This window comes from Rhodospirillaceae bacterium, from assembly GCA_040219235.1.
Taxonomy (GTDB): domain Bacteria; phylum Pseudomonadota; class Alphaproteobacteria; order Rhodospirillales; family Rhodospirillaceae; genus WLXB01.
The window spans coordinates 387,263-405,031 of the sequence record JAVJSV010000012.1 but is presented as its reverse complement, the minus strand read 5'-3'; the positions used below and the strand labels follow the sequence as shown (position 1 = coordinate 405,031).

Genomic DNA, 17,769 nt, shown 5'->3' with positions numbered 1-17,769 from the left:
ATTAAATCAAGTATTTGCTGGACTAGCTGCACGCGTTTAACCACATTTGTATACGCGCGATTTCAACGGTCGTGGGTACCCATTTGGTACCCAATTGGTACCCGAACACCCGAAACACAAAATGGCCGTCACGCGCCCGGAAAACGAAGGCATACATACCAGAGGCAACAGGCAAGAGTGACAAAGATCACCACAGGGCGTGTAAACCAAGCTGAGGTCGCCTCGGCTGAATATATGCTCTGGGATAACGAAATCCGCGGCTTTGGCGTCAGGGTGCGCCCTACGGGCCGTAAAGCGTACATCTACAAATACAGGACACTCTCTGGCCGTCAGCGAAAGCTAACCATAGGCACCCATGGCGATTTAACGGCGGATGAAGCCCGGCACTTAGCTCGAAAAGCGGCAGCCTACGTTGCAGAAGGCGGCGACCCGGCTGCAGATAAAGCTGATACCAGAAAAGCCGAAACAGTTTCAGAACTGTGTGATTTGTACTTGGAAGACCATGCAAGGCCGCACAAAAAGCCCGCAAGCGTCTACAATGACAGCAAAATGATCGACAAGTACGTAAAGCCAAAACTAGGCCGCTCTGCCGTGGTGTCGGTTGAAAATACTGACATACGGCGAATCCACCAAAGCATCAGCGATAAGCCCTACGTTGCAAATCGGGTTCTAGCCTTGCTTTCAAAGATGTTTAACCTCGCCGAAGAGTGGGGAATCAAACCGCTCCGGACAAATCCCTGTTACGGCGTACGCAAATTCAAAGAAGCGAAAAGGCAGCGATATCTGACGTCGGAAGAGCTCAGTCGCCTCGGAACTGCGCTATCCGAAACACAAATTCACACGATTGATGAACAAAGCTCGGTTGATGCAATACGACTTTTGCTTCTAACGGGGTGCAGGAAATCTGAAATCCTAACCCTGCAATGGGAATGGGTTGATTTTGAATCCGCGTGTTTGCGGCTACCCGACTCAAAGACAGGCGCTAAAACGGTTCCGCTAGGAGCGCCAGCGTTACGGCTATTGCAGGCAATTTATGAGCGACGGGTTTCCAATTTTGTAATTCCTGGCCGACACGGGCGGAATCATCTGATCAATCTTCGTCTTCCTTGGTTAGCCGTTTGCAAACGCGCAGACATTCAAGGCGTTCGTCTACACGACCTGCGCCACACCTATGCCAGCTTTGCTGCTGGCGCTAATCTATCGCTTCACGTCATTGGGACATTATTGGGACATACTCAAACCCAAACGACCCAAAGATATGCTCACTTAGCTAAAGGCCCCGCACAACTCGCCGCAGATACTATTGCAAATGGTCTAGAGGCCGCCCTAAGCGGCAATACCGCTCAAGTGATCCAGCTCGCCAAATCCTGCTAATCACCTAAACCTTCCAGACTCGTGCATACGCTAACCAATGGTCATCGTATGTATCTCATGCCGCATATTGCCCTTTACCCTCGAATACCATCAGGCATGAGGCAACACCCTTTCTCGCAGTAGTAGCAGATGCAGTAATAGCTGCCTCACAACTGGGGCGCAAATGGATCTAACTGGTTGATTTTATTGCATTTCTCGTCGTTTTTTACTTGCAACCTGTAGTTGCTTGTGGTACACCATCGCAATTGATCGGATTCCATACAGGTGTATCGAAATGACGGCCCAATCAGCGCAAATAGTCGTAGATGACGAACAGTTGATGACCCAAAAAGAAGCTGCAGAATTCTTGAAAGTAACGCCGCGCACGCTGGAGAAATGGCGCTACCAAGGCGGTGGTCCAGAGTACTACCGCTATTCCGCAAGATGTGTCCGCTATGCTCAGTCCGACTTAAAAAGGTGGATCGACGAGCGAAAGCGAAAGTCGACATCTGAACAGTGAAAGTCTTATCTGAAGCTCAGCTCGATGCGCTTCCAGATCCAGAATGGTATATCGACGGTATCCTGCCGCAAAGATCACTTGTTGTGCTTTACGGGCCTCCCGGCTCAGGCAAAACATTCGTAGCGCTTAGCATGGCATTGGCAGTCGCCAGCAACTCACCTTGGATAGGAAGAGTAACTTCAAGTGCCCCCGTATTGTTCATTGCGGCAGAGGGCGCGTTTGGCATGAAGTATCGCTCACGGGCGTTCAAACAGCATTATGGGATAAACCAACCTTTAAACATCCATTACATTCCTGAACCGGTTAATCTTCTAGACCCTAAACAGGTGGAAGCAGCTCGCGCCCTTATAGCTAAAAATCATCAAAATACTGGCCTGATCATAATCGATACTGTTGCGCGATGTTTTGTTGGCGGGGACGAAAACTCTGCCAAAGACATGGGGCTTGCCGTCTCTTCAATGGATATACTGCGAGGGGCAACTGGCGCGACCGTCTTAGCAATCCACCACACCACGAAAAATACAGGGACTGAACGCGGCAGCAGCGCACTTAGAGGGGCTGCAGATGCAATGATCTCCTGCTCAGGTGGTACGGAGAATTTTAATATCGTTGCTCTTTCCTGCGACAAAATGAAAGACGCAGAGCCATTTGAAGACATGCCCTTAGAGCTAAAACGCGTGGAGTTGGGCGCAGGCAAATCATCCCTTGTCATACAACGCGCAACCGGCCCCCTGGCTCTAACCAAAAAAGGCGGGGGTAACAGGGCGTGTGCCCGTGCGCTTGAGATTCTGCAAGATTCGTTTGGGGAATCAGGAGCGACAAACGGTCAATGGCGCGAGGCGTTTGAAAAGGACACGGGCCAATCTAAGGCAACCTTTGACCGTTCAGTTCGACAGTTAAAACAAGCAAAACAAATCAAACAATACGGCTCGGGCCAAGGGGCTACGTATACCGCCGTATCCGAAAAAGCAGTGTCGGTGTCACCGGGGTGTCACGGCAGTATCACGATACCAGCAACCGGTGTCAGTTCGGCCCCACCCCTTGGGGCCGATACCGATACAAATGACACAAATACAAAAATCGAAGTCGGCAAAACGGAGACTGATAATGGATCAGGTAGTAGTAAAATTGAAACCCTCTCACGGGGGAAAGCCAGTTGAAGAGTGGGATCAATTTGAAACGTTAGTCGCAATCATTTTGCAATGTGGCAGCTTGAAGGTGAATGCCAAAGGTAAGGTTGTACTAGTAAAGGCACCGCCAAGTTGGCCAGACGAGATCGCTGCAGAAATATGTGCAGACCTAATAAACAAAAACATAACCCGGTGGTTGAGTTCACTTCGTGAAAATACATTCTCAATTAAATTTTTTGCGGAGCACTCTGGCTTGAAGGTAAGCGCACTCAAGCAGTTGATGAAACAGAAAAAGGTTGGCCACTTAGCTATCGGCTCTAATCTTCGTCTCCCCAAATCTTTCTTACTAACTGCTGTCAGTGAATTCGATAAGTGAAACCAGAAGATTATATAAGCGCCCTTTGCATCGCATTGACTAAAGCACATGGAATTATAATTGATGTTCCTGATGCTAAAACACTTCGGCGAGTCAGAAGAAGGCTCTATCAAGCACGCGACAGAGCTCGTAAAGAAAGTGACACATCGTTTGACGACTTGAGTTTCATTGAACGCAATTCGTTTGAGCTTTGGGTTGTCAAAAGAAGCGCATTGCCGAGACGCATCCAGCACGATGATTTAAGTTTTGGGCACCGCGACATTGATCCCGGTGATGTTCCCACTCGCCCAAATGTGCGCGGCCCAAACAAAGAACCGCGCAATCCATTGGATTTTATTTAATTTCCTGCCGTTCCGTGTGTTCCCGCCCGTATGTAGAAGGTTGATCACTCCTCTTCTAAATCTATCTCCCAATCGTGAGCTATGAGATCTTGCAGAACGCTCTCAACACAATCGAAATCAATTCCGGACAGCTTTTGTGCACAAACCATGCCCGAGCGTTGAATGAATTCGTAATCTCCAAGCGAGACTGAAAATATATGCCTGTCTGTCATCTGGCACACGTAGACAGATAAAATAAACGCGATTCCATATTCTCGTTTTTGATGACTGAGTTCAAAAAGCTCATCATCGACAAAGTGTTCAATTTCTGTGAGCGTCTCAATCTTGGCTTTTGGTACACGCTTTTTAATGTGATGCCTCGGCGGCTTAAAGATGTCGAACATGTCAGACTCCCTCTGATAGCTGCGCTAATTGATTACTCAAACTCCGATTGCAGATATTTACAAGCTTCTCGTGTAGGCAGTAGGGTGAGGACAAGGCGAGACCAACGTAAAGATAGCTGATCGGGACCATCAACGAGTTAGCTATGAGCCAACGAATAGCAAAAAGACCTTTGCACACACATTGCTCTAATTGATGATCACCAGCTCACACAATTGATGATCTGGCAAAGCTGTGTTTGCCTCGATTGAGATTTTTGCGTTTGAAAAGGTCATTAAGGAATCCATTGAATGACAAAAACTTATCAACCTCTGTTTTCTGACGCATACCTACGCGCCGCGTTCGCCGAAGAGTATGCACAATTTCAAGGATCAGAGGCTGAGCAGGCGTTGATAGAAACGCTTGATAACTGGCAAGAACGATCCAAAAAGCTAACCGAGACACAGGAAGAAGGTTCCTTCATGGATGCGTTCTTCAAACAGTTATGGGGATATTACGCAAACGGAGAGACCAAGGCCGCTGATGGCTTCTCCCGTTTTCCAAAATATAAGGTGGCCGGTGCGGGGCAATCAGGCGGCACTGGCGAGGCTGATCTTGCTCTGGGTTGGTTCGAGCGTGAAGACGTTCCACCAACTCCACAGGTGCTCTGTGAGTTTAAGGACATACGCTCCAACCTCGACGCCAAACAGAACCGTAAGGGCAATACACGGTCTCCTGTAAAGCAGTGCGCTGACTATCTGCGCGAGGCTGGCAAAGAGCTGTATGGAAATGAAGCGATCCAGCCGACATGGGGCATCGTCACTGACATGAACGAGTTTCGTCTGTACTGGCGGAACCGGATGCCAGCCCAGTATCAACGCTTCATTATTACGACGACTACAATGGACGATACAGTCTCTTTGCTGGCCAAGACGGACGATGCATCATTTCAGCGCTTTCTGTTCACGAAGCTCTTTCATGCCGAAGCACTCCTGACCACTGGCGGCGATGGCGAGCTTGTGAAACTCCTGCACCAACAATGGATTTTGGAAAAGGAGATCGAGAACGATTTCTACAAGGAATACAAAGAATACCGACTTCGAATCTACAATGAACTTGTCACTCACAATCAGGACTTCCTCAAGACTGGGACACGTGGAACACTCGTCCGGCTGGCGCAAAAACTCATCGACCGCTGCATATTCGTATTGTTCTGCGAAGACATGGGCGAAGCGCTGAGCTTTCCTCCGAATGCTTTGCGCGACTTCCTAAAAGATTTCAGCAAGGCCAGCTATTACGACCCCAACGCGCAAGATGTATGGAACAAACTGAAAGAGCTTTTTCATGCAATGGACAAGGGCGAGAAATTTCTTGGCCAGCGCATCAACAGATTCAACGGTGGATTATTTGAGTCCGATCCGGAATTGGATGATCTGTTTATCCCCAACCATGTCTTTTGTGAGAAGCTCCAAGGCGAAGACGGACCAACGATTAAGAAGCACCCTAGAACGCTGCTTTATCTGTCCGCAGTTTACAATTTCGGAACCTCTGGGAGCGGTGAAAACGCCATTACGCTCTACACACTTGGCCGTATTTTTGAGCAGTCTATCACCGAACTAGAGGCGTTGGAGGCCGAAGCAGACGGTCACGTCTCGCTGACTAAGGAAACCAAGCGCAAACGTGATGGTGTTTACTACACACCAGAATGGGTCGTTCAACACATTGTTGAAGAAGCTATCGGTACCAGACTACAGGAAATCCGTGATGAACTCGGTTGGAGCATCGAGATTGAAGGCGACGATGAGTATGTCCGGAAACAAAAGGAAATGCCGCCGTCTGGTAGGAGCCAGAAATTCACCGATCATGTCGAAGCAGTAAAAAACTACAAAGAGCGCTTAAACAATTTCAAGGTCTGCGATCCTGCCTGTGGTTCAGGCGCATTCCTGATCCATGTGCTGGAATACCTGTTGAAAGAGCGCCTCAAAGTTTCTCAGGAATATGCGCGGATCACCCGGCAGGGCGAAAGTCTGTTTGAGGTGAACACCGAACTGGAAATCCGTGAAATCCTGTCCCGCAATATCTACGGCGTGGACATCAACCCATCATCCATCGAAATCACGAAACTGGCGCTCTGGTTACATACCGCCAAACCCAACCAAGCCCTGTGTGATCTGGATGAAAACATTCGCGACGGCAACAGTCTGGTTGGGCCGGAGTTTGGCAATTTCAAACAGCTATCAATACTGGATGCCGATAAACAGGATGAAATTAACGTCTTCGACTGGGAAGCTGCATTTCCAAAGGTGTTTGATCAAAGCAACCCGGACGGCGCGGGATTTGATTGCATTGTTGGCAATCCACCATATGTGAAGCTCCAGAACTTTCGAAAAAAATATGCCGAAGTTGCCGACTTTTTGCGTAACGGGAAGAACGCAGACGGTAGCGCCGTTTACCAAAGTACTCAGAAAGGCAACTTCGACCTGTTTCTGCCATTTATCGAGAAAGCCATCCACCTGCTTAATGAGAAAGGTCAGTTAGGTTTCATCGCACCAAGTCTTTGGCGATACAACGAATACGGCGAGGGCCTCCGACAGTTTCTGTACAACGGCACATATCTTGACAGGTGGATAGACTTCGGAAGCTATCAGGTCTTTGACGAAGCTATTACCTACACTGCTTTACAATTTTACTCCAAGACGCAGAAGAAGGACCTGCACTTTGTATTTGCCCATGATGGTGCCGTCTCTGATGCTCCGGACTGGGAAGACCCAAACTGGTCTATGAATTACAAGGAACTGCCGCAATCTGAGCCATGGGATTTTGTTCCCGGCAAAGAGAGGGCGGTTATTCGGAGACTCCAGAAAGATTGTTTGAAGCTCGGTGATAAGAAAGTCACAAAGGCGATCTTCGTCGGCGTGCAGACTAGCGCCGACTACATATACCACCTGCAAAAGCTTGGACCGAATACGTATCTACACAGTCCAAAATCCGGTGACCCATACGAAATGACAGTTGAAGACACAATCATGCGTCCGCTAGTTTCTGGTCCGGAAGTCAAGCGCTACGCCACGCCCCATACCGACACTTATATTCTCTTCCCATATAAAGTCAGTAACGATCAGGTTTCTGTAATATCTGAACAGGAACTGAGGTCAACATATCCTGATGCTTGGAATTATTTGCAGAGCTACGAGGATACGTTGCGTGGACGCGAAGGTGGAAAAATGAACAAAGATGGATGGTGGGGCTGGGTCTATCCCAAAAATATCGACAAACAGGACGGGGTCAAATTGATGGCCCCGCGCTTGATCCACAAGCTTTTTGTATCTATCGACCGTGACGGCAGTTTCTGTCTGGATAATGTCGATGTTGGCGGCATCATGCCCTCCGAAAAGGGAGACCTCTATTTCCTTGCCGCCATTATGAATTGCCCTGTCACTAACTTTGTCTGGCGGCGAACATCTAAGCCATTCCAGAACGATTACAGGTCCGCCAACAAACAGTTCATCGCGCCGCTACCAGTGCCGAAGGCAACAAAGGAACAGAAAAAGGACGTAGGTGGTCGGGCTAAGGCACTGCAAGAGCTTCATACCAAGCGCCGTGACAAGCTGAAGGCCTTGGAAAAGCGCTTCTCTACCTGTCCGGTGAAGAAGCACAATGAGGACTGGCTGTTCCCGCAGATTGGCTCCACGGATCACTGGAAGGCCAAAGCGCCTGGCGACCTGTCCGCACGCGATAAGACCAAATGGGCAAAGGAGCAGCGCACCCTAAAAATCGAAGAGCAGCTTGAGGCCATCGACGCCCGGCTGACCCCGGCAGCTCAGCTCGCAGCCGGTTTCATGGATGGCGAGTTGTCGTTTACCATCGGCGGCGTGGCTGTCATAGACAAGGTGTTCGTCAATGACAACGACGGTCAGCATATCCTGACCTACTGGCAGCACCTCGCTCAGACGATCTCGGTAACGGAGAAATTCAAGGCCATGACTCTGATAGGCAAGCTCTTGGCCACGCCAATGACCGATAACATCGACGCTTCAAAACAGTTACAGAGTCTTACGAAAGATCTCACAGCTTTGGATGTCGAAATCGAGAAAGCTGAATGTGACCTTAACGAAGTTATTTTCGAGCTTTACAACCTTTCAGAAGAAGAGCGAGAGATCATCGGATAAACATGGGTATTCAGCCGCCATTAATAGTTCATCTAAGCGGGCCCAACAATTTGGGCATGCCTTGAAAGATTTTCGCAAAACAGCTCACGAACTTATAGCGAGAGAACTGCACTAACGCGCTAGGCGTCAGGGAAATTCAAAATAGATAAAATGGGACAAGAAACGAGAAACACATACTGATGAGAAATATTTTTGATCAGTACCAACAGCCTGAGAACCGCCTAAGTCACGCGCTACTCACCGCGCTTAAAGAAGACAAAGCACTTCTCATTCGCTTTGTTCAACTCGTAACAGGAAAAGTTGCGCCTAAACGATCATTGCAAATCACAGAGCAATCAGTTCCTGGCCAACTCGAGCCTAGTGAAAACGAAAAGCGCGGATTACCGGATGGATGGATATATTCAGAAGACGATTGGTGCATTTTAATCGAGAGCAAGGTTGAGTCAGATTTCTCTCGATCCCAACTCCAGAGGCATCGGGCGACAGCGGCACGCTGCGGATTTACTCAAATATTTCTGGTGGGCATAACAGGCTTCACTGACCCCAAGAACACAATTGAACTAGATAAAATTCTGTCGTGGAAACAGATATACGCGTGGCTCAAAGCAAGTTCGCAGAAAAGTTATTGGGCTAGCCAGGTCGCCTCGTATTTTGAAGTAGCCGAGGTAAAAATGAGTGAGGGCGGGCAATTGAAGCAATCGACACTTACCGAGTTTACAGGCATACCGTTTAGTGCCGATCAGCAATACTCCTATGGCGAAGGCAAAAGATTATTAAAACTGATAATGGCCGAGCTTCGCGCCAGCAAAGCTTTAACACAAAACCTTAACGTCGATTCCAATGCACCCGGCAGAACAGCAATTACAGGTACAAACGAACAACGTGTTTGGGATTATTTGAGTTTTAATTCACCCGCGTCCAGGAAGGCATTCACCAAATCCCCGCATCTAACACTAGGATTACACGCGGACACATTATCCGTGATGTTCACTATTCCAAATAGCGTAGCTCCCAATATTCGAAGGAATTTGTGTAGCCTGAATAAAGATGGATTCGAACACCTGCTAGCACGTGTCGTCGCAAATATGGAAAGCATGAGTACCTGGGACGAAAATATTCAGCCTTGGTTCAATGGCCAGCAACGGCATTATAAATCTCAAAGATCACCACCTACAATTGATGCTGCGATCCAATTCGACTTGAGAACGGCGATCAAAGTAAATCTTAAGGCCGATAAAAAGAAGATACCCGTAAAGTATCAACCGTGGTGGTTAGATGCGGCTTTTGGAGCGCTTACCGAGAAACGAGAGAGTAACTACCAAGTCCAAATTGGTGCACTAGCCCCATACGACAAGGTCAACGTTACTCGTTCCAACAAGTGTATAGACCTCATTGTAGATATATGGACAGCCTGTAGCCCAGTAATAGATGAAGCGTTTAAATAATCTCAGTTGAGTCTTTAGGGCCCAGCGCACTGGTATGTATGTAATCAAACTGACGGGCAGTTTTTATCTCGAGCCGCCAGATGCAGACGGTGAGAGCGTGTGGGGGGGTGTCCAAGCTCGACTTGGTCCGATTCCCGTTTTGGAAGACCGGCGTAGACGGTCGCATACGGTTCGTGGTACCCATTTGGTACCCAAAGAAAAACCCGCATCGATGTCGAATGGGGGCAATTACGTAACCATTTGATAATTTTAAGCGAATTGGCGCGCCCGAGAAGATTCGAACTCCTAACCTCCTGATCCGTAGTCAGGTGCTCTATCCAGTTGAGCTACGGGCGCCCCATCGCTGACGGGAGCGGATGTCCTACTCAACCGACCCCGCTCTGTCCAGGGAAATTGCGGATAATTTCCATATCTAGCGCCTAGACACGACTTTTTTGAGAAATTAACCAGTTTGAAAAGGCAACCAAATCCGGCTTGTTCCCTTGCCGCACTTTGCGTACACTCCTATCTGGCAGGGGAAAAACCGAATTCTGGTTCTGCCTCAATGCGTTGAGGGCAATCGCTTAAAATCGGCGAGCGCTCTTTTCGCTGTTGCAATAATCGACCAATACGGCAAATAGTCTGGTCTAGTTACAGTGAGACAGGGGACAGACAAAGGATGAATGTAATGGGGCTGTCCGCACGTCATATTATTTCAATGAGCGCGCTGTTGAACTTGGGCGGGTGTTCTTTCGCCACTGATGCCTTATTTCCCTTTGGGGAAGAGCCACCAAACGCTGCACCAGTCGCGAGCTCTGGCGAATTTCGCCCAGCACCTGTTGCCTCAAGCGGCCAGGTTGGGCAATTCGGCATGTCCACGATGGACACTGGCACTTTTGTTAATCAGAAGGTCAGTCAGTTTAATTCAGAGCTGAACCAATTGCGCAGCACTCTCTCGGTGCGCAACAATCAGCTTGAAGCGATTCGGTCACAAACCGTTGGCAACGCTTCAACCTACCACGGCATGGTCGGCAACATAAAAAGCCGCCTGCAAGTGGGTACGACACCGGGCAACCCGCAATTGATGAGCCAGTGGCGTTCCTCGCAAGAGCAGTTGAATCGTATTGAAGGCGACATCGCCAGCATGAACCAGCTTGCGGCCCAGGTAGCGGCAGACTCCGCCATGTCGTCTTACTTGTTAGATAGTGTCCGCGCCGCCTACAGCCTGACGGGAGCGGTCGATGATGATCATCGCCGCCTGCGCGGCCTGGAGGATGAGGTCAACCAAACCACCGTCACCATCGAGCGTTTATTAACAGAACTGAAGACCGACATTGGTCGTCAGCAGAAGTTTGTCGCCACTGAGCGTGAAAACCTTATGGCACTGGCCGGAGACATCAACTCGGGTCAATTGTACGGCTCGCAACGCGCATCGTCTTCTGGCATGCAAATGGCGTCGGCCACGCCGGGTGATTTTTCGCAGCGGCGGCCACTGGTTGTGATTCGCTTTGACCGCCAAGACGTAGCTTACGAGCCGGCTCTGTACCAAGCCGTCAGTCGCGCGCTCGAACGTCGCCCCGATGCGGTGTTTGATTTGGTGGCCGTCAGCCCAGGATCCGGCACCCAAAGCCTGTCTTCCGGGTCCGCACGCAGCAATGCGGAAAAGGTCATGGGATCCTTAGCTGGTATGGGACTGCCGTCTGACCGGGTGATGCTGTCTGCTATGGCAAGCCCAGCGGCGCAGTCTTCGGAAGTCCACATTTACGTCCGCTGAGCACCCACCTCTTTTTTTAGAGCTTTACGGCAGAACAACCGTATCAACTTAGATAGGCACGTTGTCGATCAGACGTGCTTTTCCCAGGTATGCTGCGCCTAATACGCGCCCTGCGGGGCCAACGCTTAAGAGCGGCGCGAGTGTCTCTGCTTCACGAGCTTCAATATAATCAACCGATGAAAAGCCAGCATCGAGCAAAGCTGTAACCGCAGCAACGCACCTGGCTTGAACATCCGCCCCTGCAGCGATATCAGTCGCCGCAGCCGTTAATTCACGATGCAAAGCTGGGGCTTGAGCACGCTCAGCCTCAGTCAGATAGGCGTTGCGCGATGACAGTGCGAGACCATCTTCTGCGCGGATCGTCGGCAACCCAACGATATCAACAGGAATATCCAAATCCGTCACCACCCGCCGTATGACAGCAAGTTGCTGAAAATCTTTTTCCCCAAACACGGCATAGTCAGGCAGAGCCTGTAGCAATAGCTTGGCGACAACCGTGGCAACGCCATCAAAATGACCGGGCCGATGGTCACCGCAAAGTCCCTGGCTGACGTTAACAACGCGGACTTCGGTTTGAAAATGCTCGGGATACATGACGACCGTATCGGGCATGTACAAAAGACTTACCCCAGCAGCGTTTAATAAACCCCAATCTTCAGCCTCGCGGCGCGGATAGGCCGCCAGGTCTTCATCTGGTCCAAATTGCGTTGGATTGACAAAGATAGACACGACCACCTCGTCGGCGAGCGCTTTCGCACGCTCAACAAGGGCCAAATGGCCCGCATGCAAGGCCCCCATAGTCGGCACCAACGCGACTGAATGCTGGGCCGCGCGCCAGGCTTTTACGCGGCGGCGCAAGCTATCGACATCACGAACAATGGTCAGCGACGTTTCAGAATCAGACATAATCGCGTTACTTCTTCTTAACACCGTAGCAATGCTCGGCAGCCGGAAATTTGCGGCTGCGCACATCGTCAGCATAACGACCAACGGCTTGGGATATCTCAGATCCGATATCCGCATAGCGCTTGACGAACTTGGGAGTGAAATCCTGAAAGATACCAAGCACATCTTCTGCAACGATAATCTGCCCATCACAGGCTGGCGACGCCCCAATACCAATGGTCGGTATGGCGACAGCCTCTGTGATAGCGCGGGCCACGGGCTCGACCGTACTTTCGATCACCATGGCAAAGGCCCCAGCTTCTGCCACAGCTTTTGCATCGGCCATGACAGCAGCTGCAGCTTCATCTGTGCGACCTTGAGCCTTATAACCACCAAACACATTTACGGACTGCGGTGTCATTCCCACATGCCCCATAACCGGGATACCGCGATCAACCAAAAAGGAGATGGTCTCCGCCATCACCAACCCACCCTCCAACTTAACGCCAGCACAGCCAGTTTCAGCCATGATATATGCCGCTGCATCAAACGCAGCTTCCGGTGAGCTTTGATAAGAACCGAAAGGAAGATCAACGATCACCGCTGAAGAGCGCGAGCCGCGCACGACCGCTGCCCCGTGATTGGCCATCATATCAAGCGTGACTTGCAACGTGGACGGCAAGCCATACAAAACCATACCAATTGAATCGCCAACCAGAAGCACATCAACATGGGCGTCCATTAATACTGCCATCGGCGCTGAGTAAGCCGTTATACAAACGATCGGCTCTTCGCCTTTGCGGGCGGACAATTCACGCACTGTGGTGCGTTTTTGTAGTGCTGGAGAGGTTGTACTCATGGATCACACTCCGGGTTTGCGCTAGCGCTTATCTCTGGCAGCGGGGTTTACCCTATTCACGGTTTGCGTGGTAGGGCCTGCATAATCATGAGCCATCGCAATAATGACTGGCCCTTATGCCGAGCCTTATGCCGACCCTTATGCCGGAAGGCGAATCTCAAAGACAGCACCGTCAGACGACGATTCGCGTAACACCAAATCCCCTCCTTGTGCGCGAATCGCTTCACGGGAAATGGGCAAGCCCAACCCTGAGCCACCAGACTTAGCGGAGCCCGAAAATGGCACAAATAAATTTTCGCACGCCTTGGCTGGCAAACCAGGACCGTTGTCAGAAACCGTGAACACCACATCGCCAGCAGAGGTCTTAACATCAACTGAGATTTGAGTTGCCCCTGACTCTGCCGCATTTCGAACTAGATTTTCGACGGCACGCCGCAGTAAATCGGGGTCTGCGTTGATTGTATTGATGTCATTGGAGGTAAAAATGACATCGCAACCGTCCAAAACAGGCTCAAGTGCTGATTTAATTTCGGCGAGATAAGGCTGCAAATGGATCTCTGAGCGATCAACACGGGGCGGACCTTCTTTGGCAAACCTGAGTGTTTTGGTGCACAGGCGAATGGCGCGATCAATGGCTTTCACCAATCCAGACGTAATGCGTCTCACTTCCGGATCTTGCGATTTTTCAAGGCGATCTGATTCCAACATAGCTGTCGCCAAAATGTTTTTTAGATCATGAGATACCTTGGTCACGGCCGTCCCGACATCTGCCAACCGCTCTTGTTGCGCTAGTGCCGTGCGAAGCTGGCCTTGCATCTCCGTAAGGGCACGCTCAGCAATCCCCACTTCATCCGTACGGTCCCCAGGTCGCATAATTTTTGTTAGGTCTTGCGGTGCCTTTTGGAACGCAACCATGTTTGCAGTAAGGCGTTTTATTGGTCGCACAGCCAGCCACTGAATACTGAGAAACACCAAAGCAGCCGTTACCATTGATATGAGAAGGCTGAGTAAAAAAATTCTAACGCCGTAGTTGATCAATGCCTGCCGCAACGGCTTCTCAGGCAAGATGACTTCCACCAAGACAGACGGATCTGACGGCGACCAACCGGTAGCGCCGATGACCATATCTTTGGACTGAATGAGACAACTCATCGCATCTGTGATCAGTGTGACAAATGAGGCGTCGCGAATATCAAACAACAACGGAATTCGAGCAGGCATATCTGGCCCGAGCGTACGGGCAGGCATGCCAGGGCGAATAACCGTCATACCCAGAACACCGGCTTGGTTGAGCAAGCGGCGTTGCAGTTCAGGATCAACCATCTCTGCCGCCTCAAGAGCTGTTAAGGTGAGATGGGCTGCGTCCAACTTGGTCTCGAGATATTGGACACGGAATCGTGCAATCGACGGTGCAAAAATAAAAACTTCACAGAGCATCACAAAGGCGATGGTCAACCAGAGAAGTCTGGCTGACAGTCCAAAAAACAAACCCGTCGTCCGTTCTGGCAGTTGAGGTGTGGCGTGATGCTGAGAGGCAGCCATCGCTCATCCAAACAATGACAAAAACTTGACCACCCAGCGTGTTTTTGTGCTGTACAGCGACGGTGTATAATACGCACCAGCCACCCGCTTGGAGAGTTCACCAAGCGTTGGATAAGGGGCAATCATCCCCGCCATTGCGCCAATTTTCATGCCTTGTGACAAAGCCAGCACCCACACCTGAATCAGATCTCCCGCTTGGGCTCCAGCAATGCCACAGCCCAGGATGCGCCCATTCTTTGCAATCACAGCTTTGATCAGCCCGTTGGTTTTAAGTTCTGCCCGGGCGCGATCATTTTCCTGGTAGGGCCATGTGAGAACACGAATACCATCACCATGCTCTTCACGCGCCTGCGCTTCGGTCAAACCGACCTGCGCCAGTTCAGGATCGGTATAGGTCACCCATGGCACGGCCGCATGATCTGCTTTAGCAGGCAACCGGAACAATGCACTGCGAATCACAATACCGGCATGATAGCCCGCGACATGTGTAAACTGCAGCCCGCCGGTGCAATCTCCGATGGCATAGATCTTGCGGTTGGATGTACGCAGGCCATCATCGACGTCAATGCCGGACTTGGTTGTCTCAACGCCTGCCGCCTCGAGATTTAAACTATCTATGGCGGCCTTTCGACCCACCGCAATCAGCAGGTGAGAGCCAGAGACCGTTTCAGGTTTTCCGTTGCGCTCAAAGGTGACAGATACACCGTCGTCTGATTTGGCAGTGCGTGTTACCGTTGCGCCTTCAACGAGGTCTATCTTTTCTCCACGCAGCGTGGCTCGCACGACATCCGCCAGGTCCGGATCGTCTTTAGGTAGGATTTTGGTCGCTTCAATTACCGTGACTTTGCAGCCAAGCAGACGATGCGCCTGCGCCATTTCACACCCGATAGGGCCACCACCTATGATGATGAGATGCTCAGGTGCCGTCGTAAGATCAAAAATAGTCTCGTTGGTGAGATAGGGTGTTGTATCCAGGCCATCGATTGGGGGCACAAAAGCCGATGACCCAGTTGCCACCACAAACCGGCGCGCACGAACGACCTGGCCATTCACCTCAACTTCTTTTGGTGATGTGAACTTTGCCACACCTTGAATGACATTGACGCCTAAACCCTCAAAACGCTCCACCGAGTCGTGGGGCGCAATCCCCCCAATCACATCATGCACATGGGTATGGACAGCTTCATAGTTGATCTCAGGCGCGTGTTCAGCAATCCCGAAGGGGCCGGATGACCGATGCGCCTGAGCAGCATGGCCCGCGGCCAGTAAGGCCTTGGAGGGCACGCAGCCATAATTGAGGCAGTCACCGCCCATCTTACCCTTTTCAATCAATACCACTGAGGCCCCCATCTGCACGGCGCCAGCCGCAACAGACAAACCTCCGGATCCCGCGCCGATTATGCACAAGTCAGGCTTCAGGGGGTTCGTCATTGGCCTTCCTCCGGCGTTTTACTCCGGACGCGCTTGTAGATCACTGGGATAAGAGCCAGGACAGCCAACCCAAGCAAGGAGCCAACAACCTCAGGACGGAGCAAAACAGCACCGGGATCAACATCGCCGCCAGCATCAAAAACCGCACCCAATCCATCCCCAACCAGCGCATACACAAAGGCGCCGGGAATAATACCAAGAGCCGTGCCGGCCACATACACCCGCACCGGCACACTTAAAAAAGCAGGCACTAAGTTCACAATGAAAAACGGAAACAGCGGCACCAGACGAAGCACCAGCATGTAACTAAACGCGTCTTCTTGAAATCCAGACCTCATGCGCTCAATGGCTCCCCCAGCCTTACTGCGCAGCGTATCGCCGATAACATAGCGCGCCAGGAGAAAAACCAGAGTTGCACCGATCGTTGCCGCAAGCACAATGTAAACAGTCGCTGGACCGGCAGAAAAAACGAACCCACCAGAAATGGAAAGCCAGACAGCGCCAGGAATGGAAAACGTCACGGCCAGGATATAAACAGCGATAAAGACAGCGACAGCCCCCAGATAATTCTCTGCGACAAATTGAAGAAGCGTTTCTCGATTCTGACGCAGCCCCTCCAAAGACAGCATGTCTTGCACACCCGTAGACAACACAACCGCGATCAATCCCGAAAAAACCGCCAAAACGACCAAGCGCTTAATGATTGGATTCCGAACTGGCTTAGACTCTGAAGGCTGGTCCCCGGCGGGAGAGGCGTCTGTCATAATGTCTCTGTGACCTTATTTTATCTAGCTTCTTGGGCACAAAGTGCCAGAAATGCAGGCGAATCAGGCAAAAACTGACTATGTTGCTACTCGCATAGCACTCATGGCTCAGCCTGACCATTCAGGTTTACGTGAGCAGAAGGACAGAACCAGCTGAAACCAATAAGGTTTTTATCAGTTCTGTATCCTTCTGGATGACCAAGGACTCATTGACACCCCGCCGCACCACGGCTATACACCCCTCCGGCTTTGGCCGAAACCTGCCATTTTCGGATGGTTGTTATCTTTTTTTAGTTCTAAAGCGGAGACACCCTCGTGAAACAGACGTTTCAACCGAGCAGACTGGTACGCAAGCGTCGCCACGGGTTCCGCGCTCGCATGGCTACCAAAGGTGGCCGTAAGGTCCTTGCGAGCCGCCGTGCCAAAGGCCGTAAGCGCCTTTCTGCCTGATCCCTGAGTCCTAGCGGAGGAACCGGACCATGGGACATCCCCTGGGCCGCCTGAAGCGCCGGGAAGATTTTCTACGAGTCGCTGCCGCCCGAAAAAAGCGGGTTGCGACAGGTTTCGTTTTGCAAGCCTGTCCTCATCCCGACGCTGGTGCCGATATGCGCGTTGGTTTCACAGCCAGCCGTAAGGTTGGTGGTGCGGTTGAGCGCAACAAAACCAAACGGCGCTTGCGGGCAGCCGCAGCGACTGTGCTTCCTGAGCTAGGAAAACCAGGGACTGACTATGTCATTATTGGGCGACGAGATACGGCAACGATGCCTTTTGACGTCCTAGAGAACGATCTGCGACATGCTGTAACCAAAGTCCTCGACTCGAAGAGCAAACGCAGATGACG

Annotated in this window: 16 protein-coding genes and 1 tRNA gene; 10 read left to right on the top strand and 7 right to left on the bottom strand. The window is 50.9% G+C overall.

Annotation, left to right across the window (positions count from 1 at the left end; all coding sequences use genetic code 11):
- Positions 1 to 177: 177 nt before the first annotated feature.
- The 5 genes from RIC29_12120 (at position 178) to RIC29_12100 (ending at position 3,720) form a co-directional block, all read left to right on the top strand.
- Positions 178 to 1,374, top strand: a complete 1,197-nt coding sequence (locus tag RIC29_12120; GenBank protein ID MEQ8735662.1) for a site-specific integrase — start codon at positions 178 to 180, stop codon at positions 1,372 to 1,374.
- A gap of 274 nt (positions 1,375 to 1,648) precedes the next feature.
- Positions 1,649 to 1,873 (top strand): helix-turn-helix domain-containing protein, encoded by a 225-nt coding sequence (locus RIC29_12115; protein ID MEQ8735661.1) that lies wholly within the window; start codon positions 1,649 to 1,651, stop codon positions 1,871 to 1,873.
- On the top strand, positions 1,870 to 3,033 hold the full coding sequence (locus tag RIC29_12110) for a helicase RepA family protein (protein ID MEQ8735660.1): 1,164 nt from the start codon (positions 1,870 to 1,872) through the stop codon (positions 3,031 to 3,033). Before RIC29_12115 ends, RIC29_12110 begins: the two co-directional genes overlap by 4 nt.
- Entirely contained in the window at positions 2,981 to 3,379 is a 399-nt protein-coding gene (locus RIC29_12105; protein MEQ8735659.1) for a hypothetical protein, read from the top strand. The genes RIC29_12110 and RIC29_12105 overlap by 53 nt, the downstream gene beginning before the upstream one ends.
- Positions 3,376 to 3,720, top strand: coding sequence for a hypothetical protein (locus RIC29_12100; GenBank protein MEQ8735658.1), 345 nt, complete (start codon positions 3,376 to 3,378; stop codon positions 3,718 to 3,720). Before RIC29_12105 ends, RIC29_12100 begins: the two co-directional genes overlap by 4 nt.
- Positions 3,721 to 3,764: 44 nt before the next feature.
- Here the strand turns inward: RIC29_12100 and RIC29_12095 are convergent, their stop codons facing one another.
- Positions 3,765 to 4,103: a hypothetical protein gene (locus tag RIC29_12095; protein MEQ8735657.1), complete on the bottom strand. Its 339-nt coding sequence runs from the start codon at positions 4,101 to 4,103 to the stop codon at positions 3,765 to 3,767.
- Positions 4,104 to 4,391: 288 nt separating this feature from the next.
- Here RIC29_12095 and RIC29_12090 point away from each other — a divergent pair, with 288 nt between their 5' ends.
- Entirely contained in the window at positions 4,392 to 8,249 is a 3,858-nt protein-coding gene (locus RIC29_12090; protein MEQ8735656.1) for an N-6 DNA methylase, read from the top strand.
- Between the two features lie 179 nt (positions 8,250 to 8,428).
- Entirely contained in the window at positions 8,429 to 9,694 is a 1,266-nt protein-coding gene (locus RIC29_12085) for a hypothetical protein (GenBank protein MEQ8735655.1), read from the top strand.
- A gap of 259 nt (positions 9,695 to 9,953) precedes the next feature.
- Here RIC29_12085 and RIC29_12080 read toward each other — a convergent pair.
- Positions 9,954 to 10,030: transfer RNA gene (locus tag RIC29_12080), tRNA-Arg, on the bottom strand.
- A gap of 331 nt (positions 10,031 to 10,361) precedes the next feature.
- Here RIC29_12080 and RIC29_12075 point away from each other — a divergent pair.
- Complete coding sequence (locus RIC29_12075; protein MEQ8735654.1) at positions 10,362 to 11,447, top strand: hypothetical protein; 1,086 nt, start codon at positions 10,362 to 10,364, stop codon at positions 11,445 to 11,447.
- Positions 11,448 to 11,495: 48 nt separating this feature from the next.
- On the opposite strand, the gene panC is transcribed toward RIC29_12075, so the two are convergent.
- The 5 genes from panC to RIC29_12050 all read right to left on the bottom strand — a co-directional run bounded on the left by panC (position 11,496) and on the right by RIC29_12050 (position 16,928).
- On the bottom strand, positions 11,496 to 12,353 hold the full coding sequence (panC, locus tag RIC29_12070; GenBank protein MEQ8735653.1) for a pantoate--beta-alanine ligase: 858 nt from the start codon (positions 12,351 to 12,353) through the stop codon (positions 11,496 to 11,498).
- 7 nt (positions 12,354 to 12,360) lie between these two features.
- On the bottom strand, positions 12,361 to 13,191 hold the full coding sequence (gene panB, locus RIC29_12065; protein ID MEQ8735652.1) for a 3-methyl-2-oxobutanoate hydroxymethyltransferase: 831 nt from the start codon (positions 13,189 to 13,191) through the stop codon (positions 12,361 to 12,363).
- Between the two features lie 138 nt (positions 13,192 to 13,329).
- Entirely contained in the window at positions 13,330 to 14,733 is a 1,404-nt protein-coding gene (locus RIC29_12060) for a HAMP domain-containing sensor histidine kinase (protein MEQ8735651.1), read from the bottom strand.
- A gap of 3 nt (positions 14,734 to 14,736) precedes the next feature.
- Positions 14,737 to 16,164, bottom strand: coding sequence for an FAD-dependent oxidoreductase (locus tag RIC29_12055; protein MEQ8735650.1), 1,428 nt, complete (start codon positions 16,162 to 16,164; stop codon positions 14,737 to 14,739).
- Positions 16,161 to 16,928, bottom strand: a complete 768-nt coding sequence (locus RIC29_12050; protein MEQ8735649.1) for a TVP38/TMEM64 family protein — start codon at positions 16,926 to 16,928, stop codon at positions 16,161 to 16,163. The genes RIC29_12055 and RIC29_12050 overlap by 4 nt, the downstream gene beginning before the upstream one ends.
- Positions 16,929 to 17,243: 315 nt before the next feature.
- Between RIC29_12050 and rpmH the strand changes: the two genes are divergently transcribed.
- The gene (rpmH, locus tag RIC29_12045; GenBank protein MEQ8735648.1) at positions 17,244 to 17,378 is read left to right on the top strand and encodes a 50S ribosomal protein L34; all 135 of its coding nucleotides are present in this window, start codon (positions 17,244 to 17,246) and stop codon (positions 17,376 to 17,378) included.
- 29 nt (positions 17,379 to 17,407) lie between these two features.
- The gene (gene rnpA / locus RIC29_12040; protein MEQ8735647.1) at positions 17,408 to 17,767 is read left to right on the top strand and encodes a ribonuclease P protein component; all 360 of its coding nucleotides are present in this window, start codon (positions 17,408 to 17,410) and stop codon (positions 17,765 to 17,767) included.
- Positions 17,768 to 17,769: the final 2 nt, after the last annotated feature.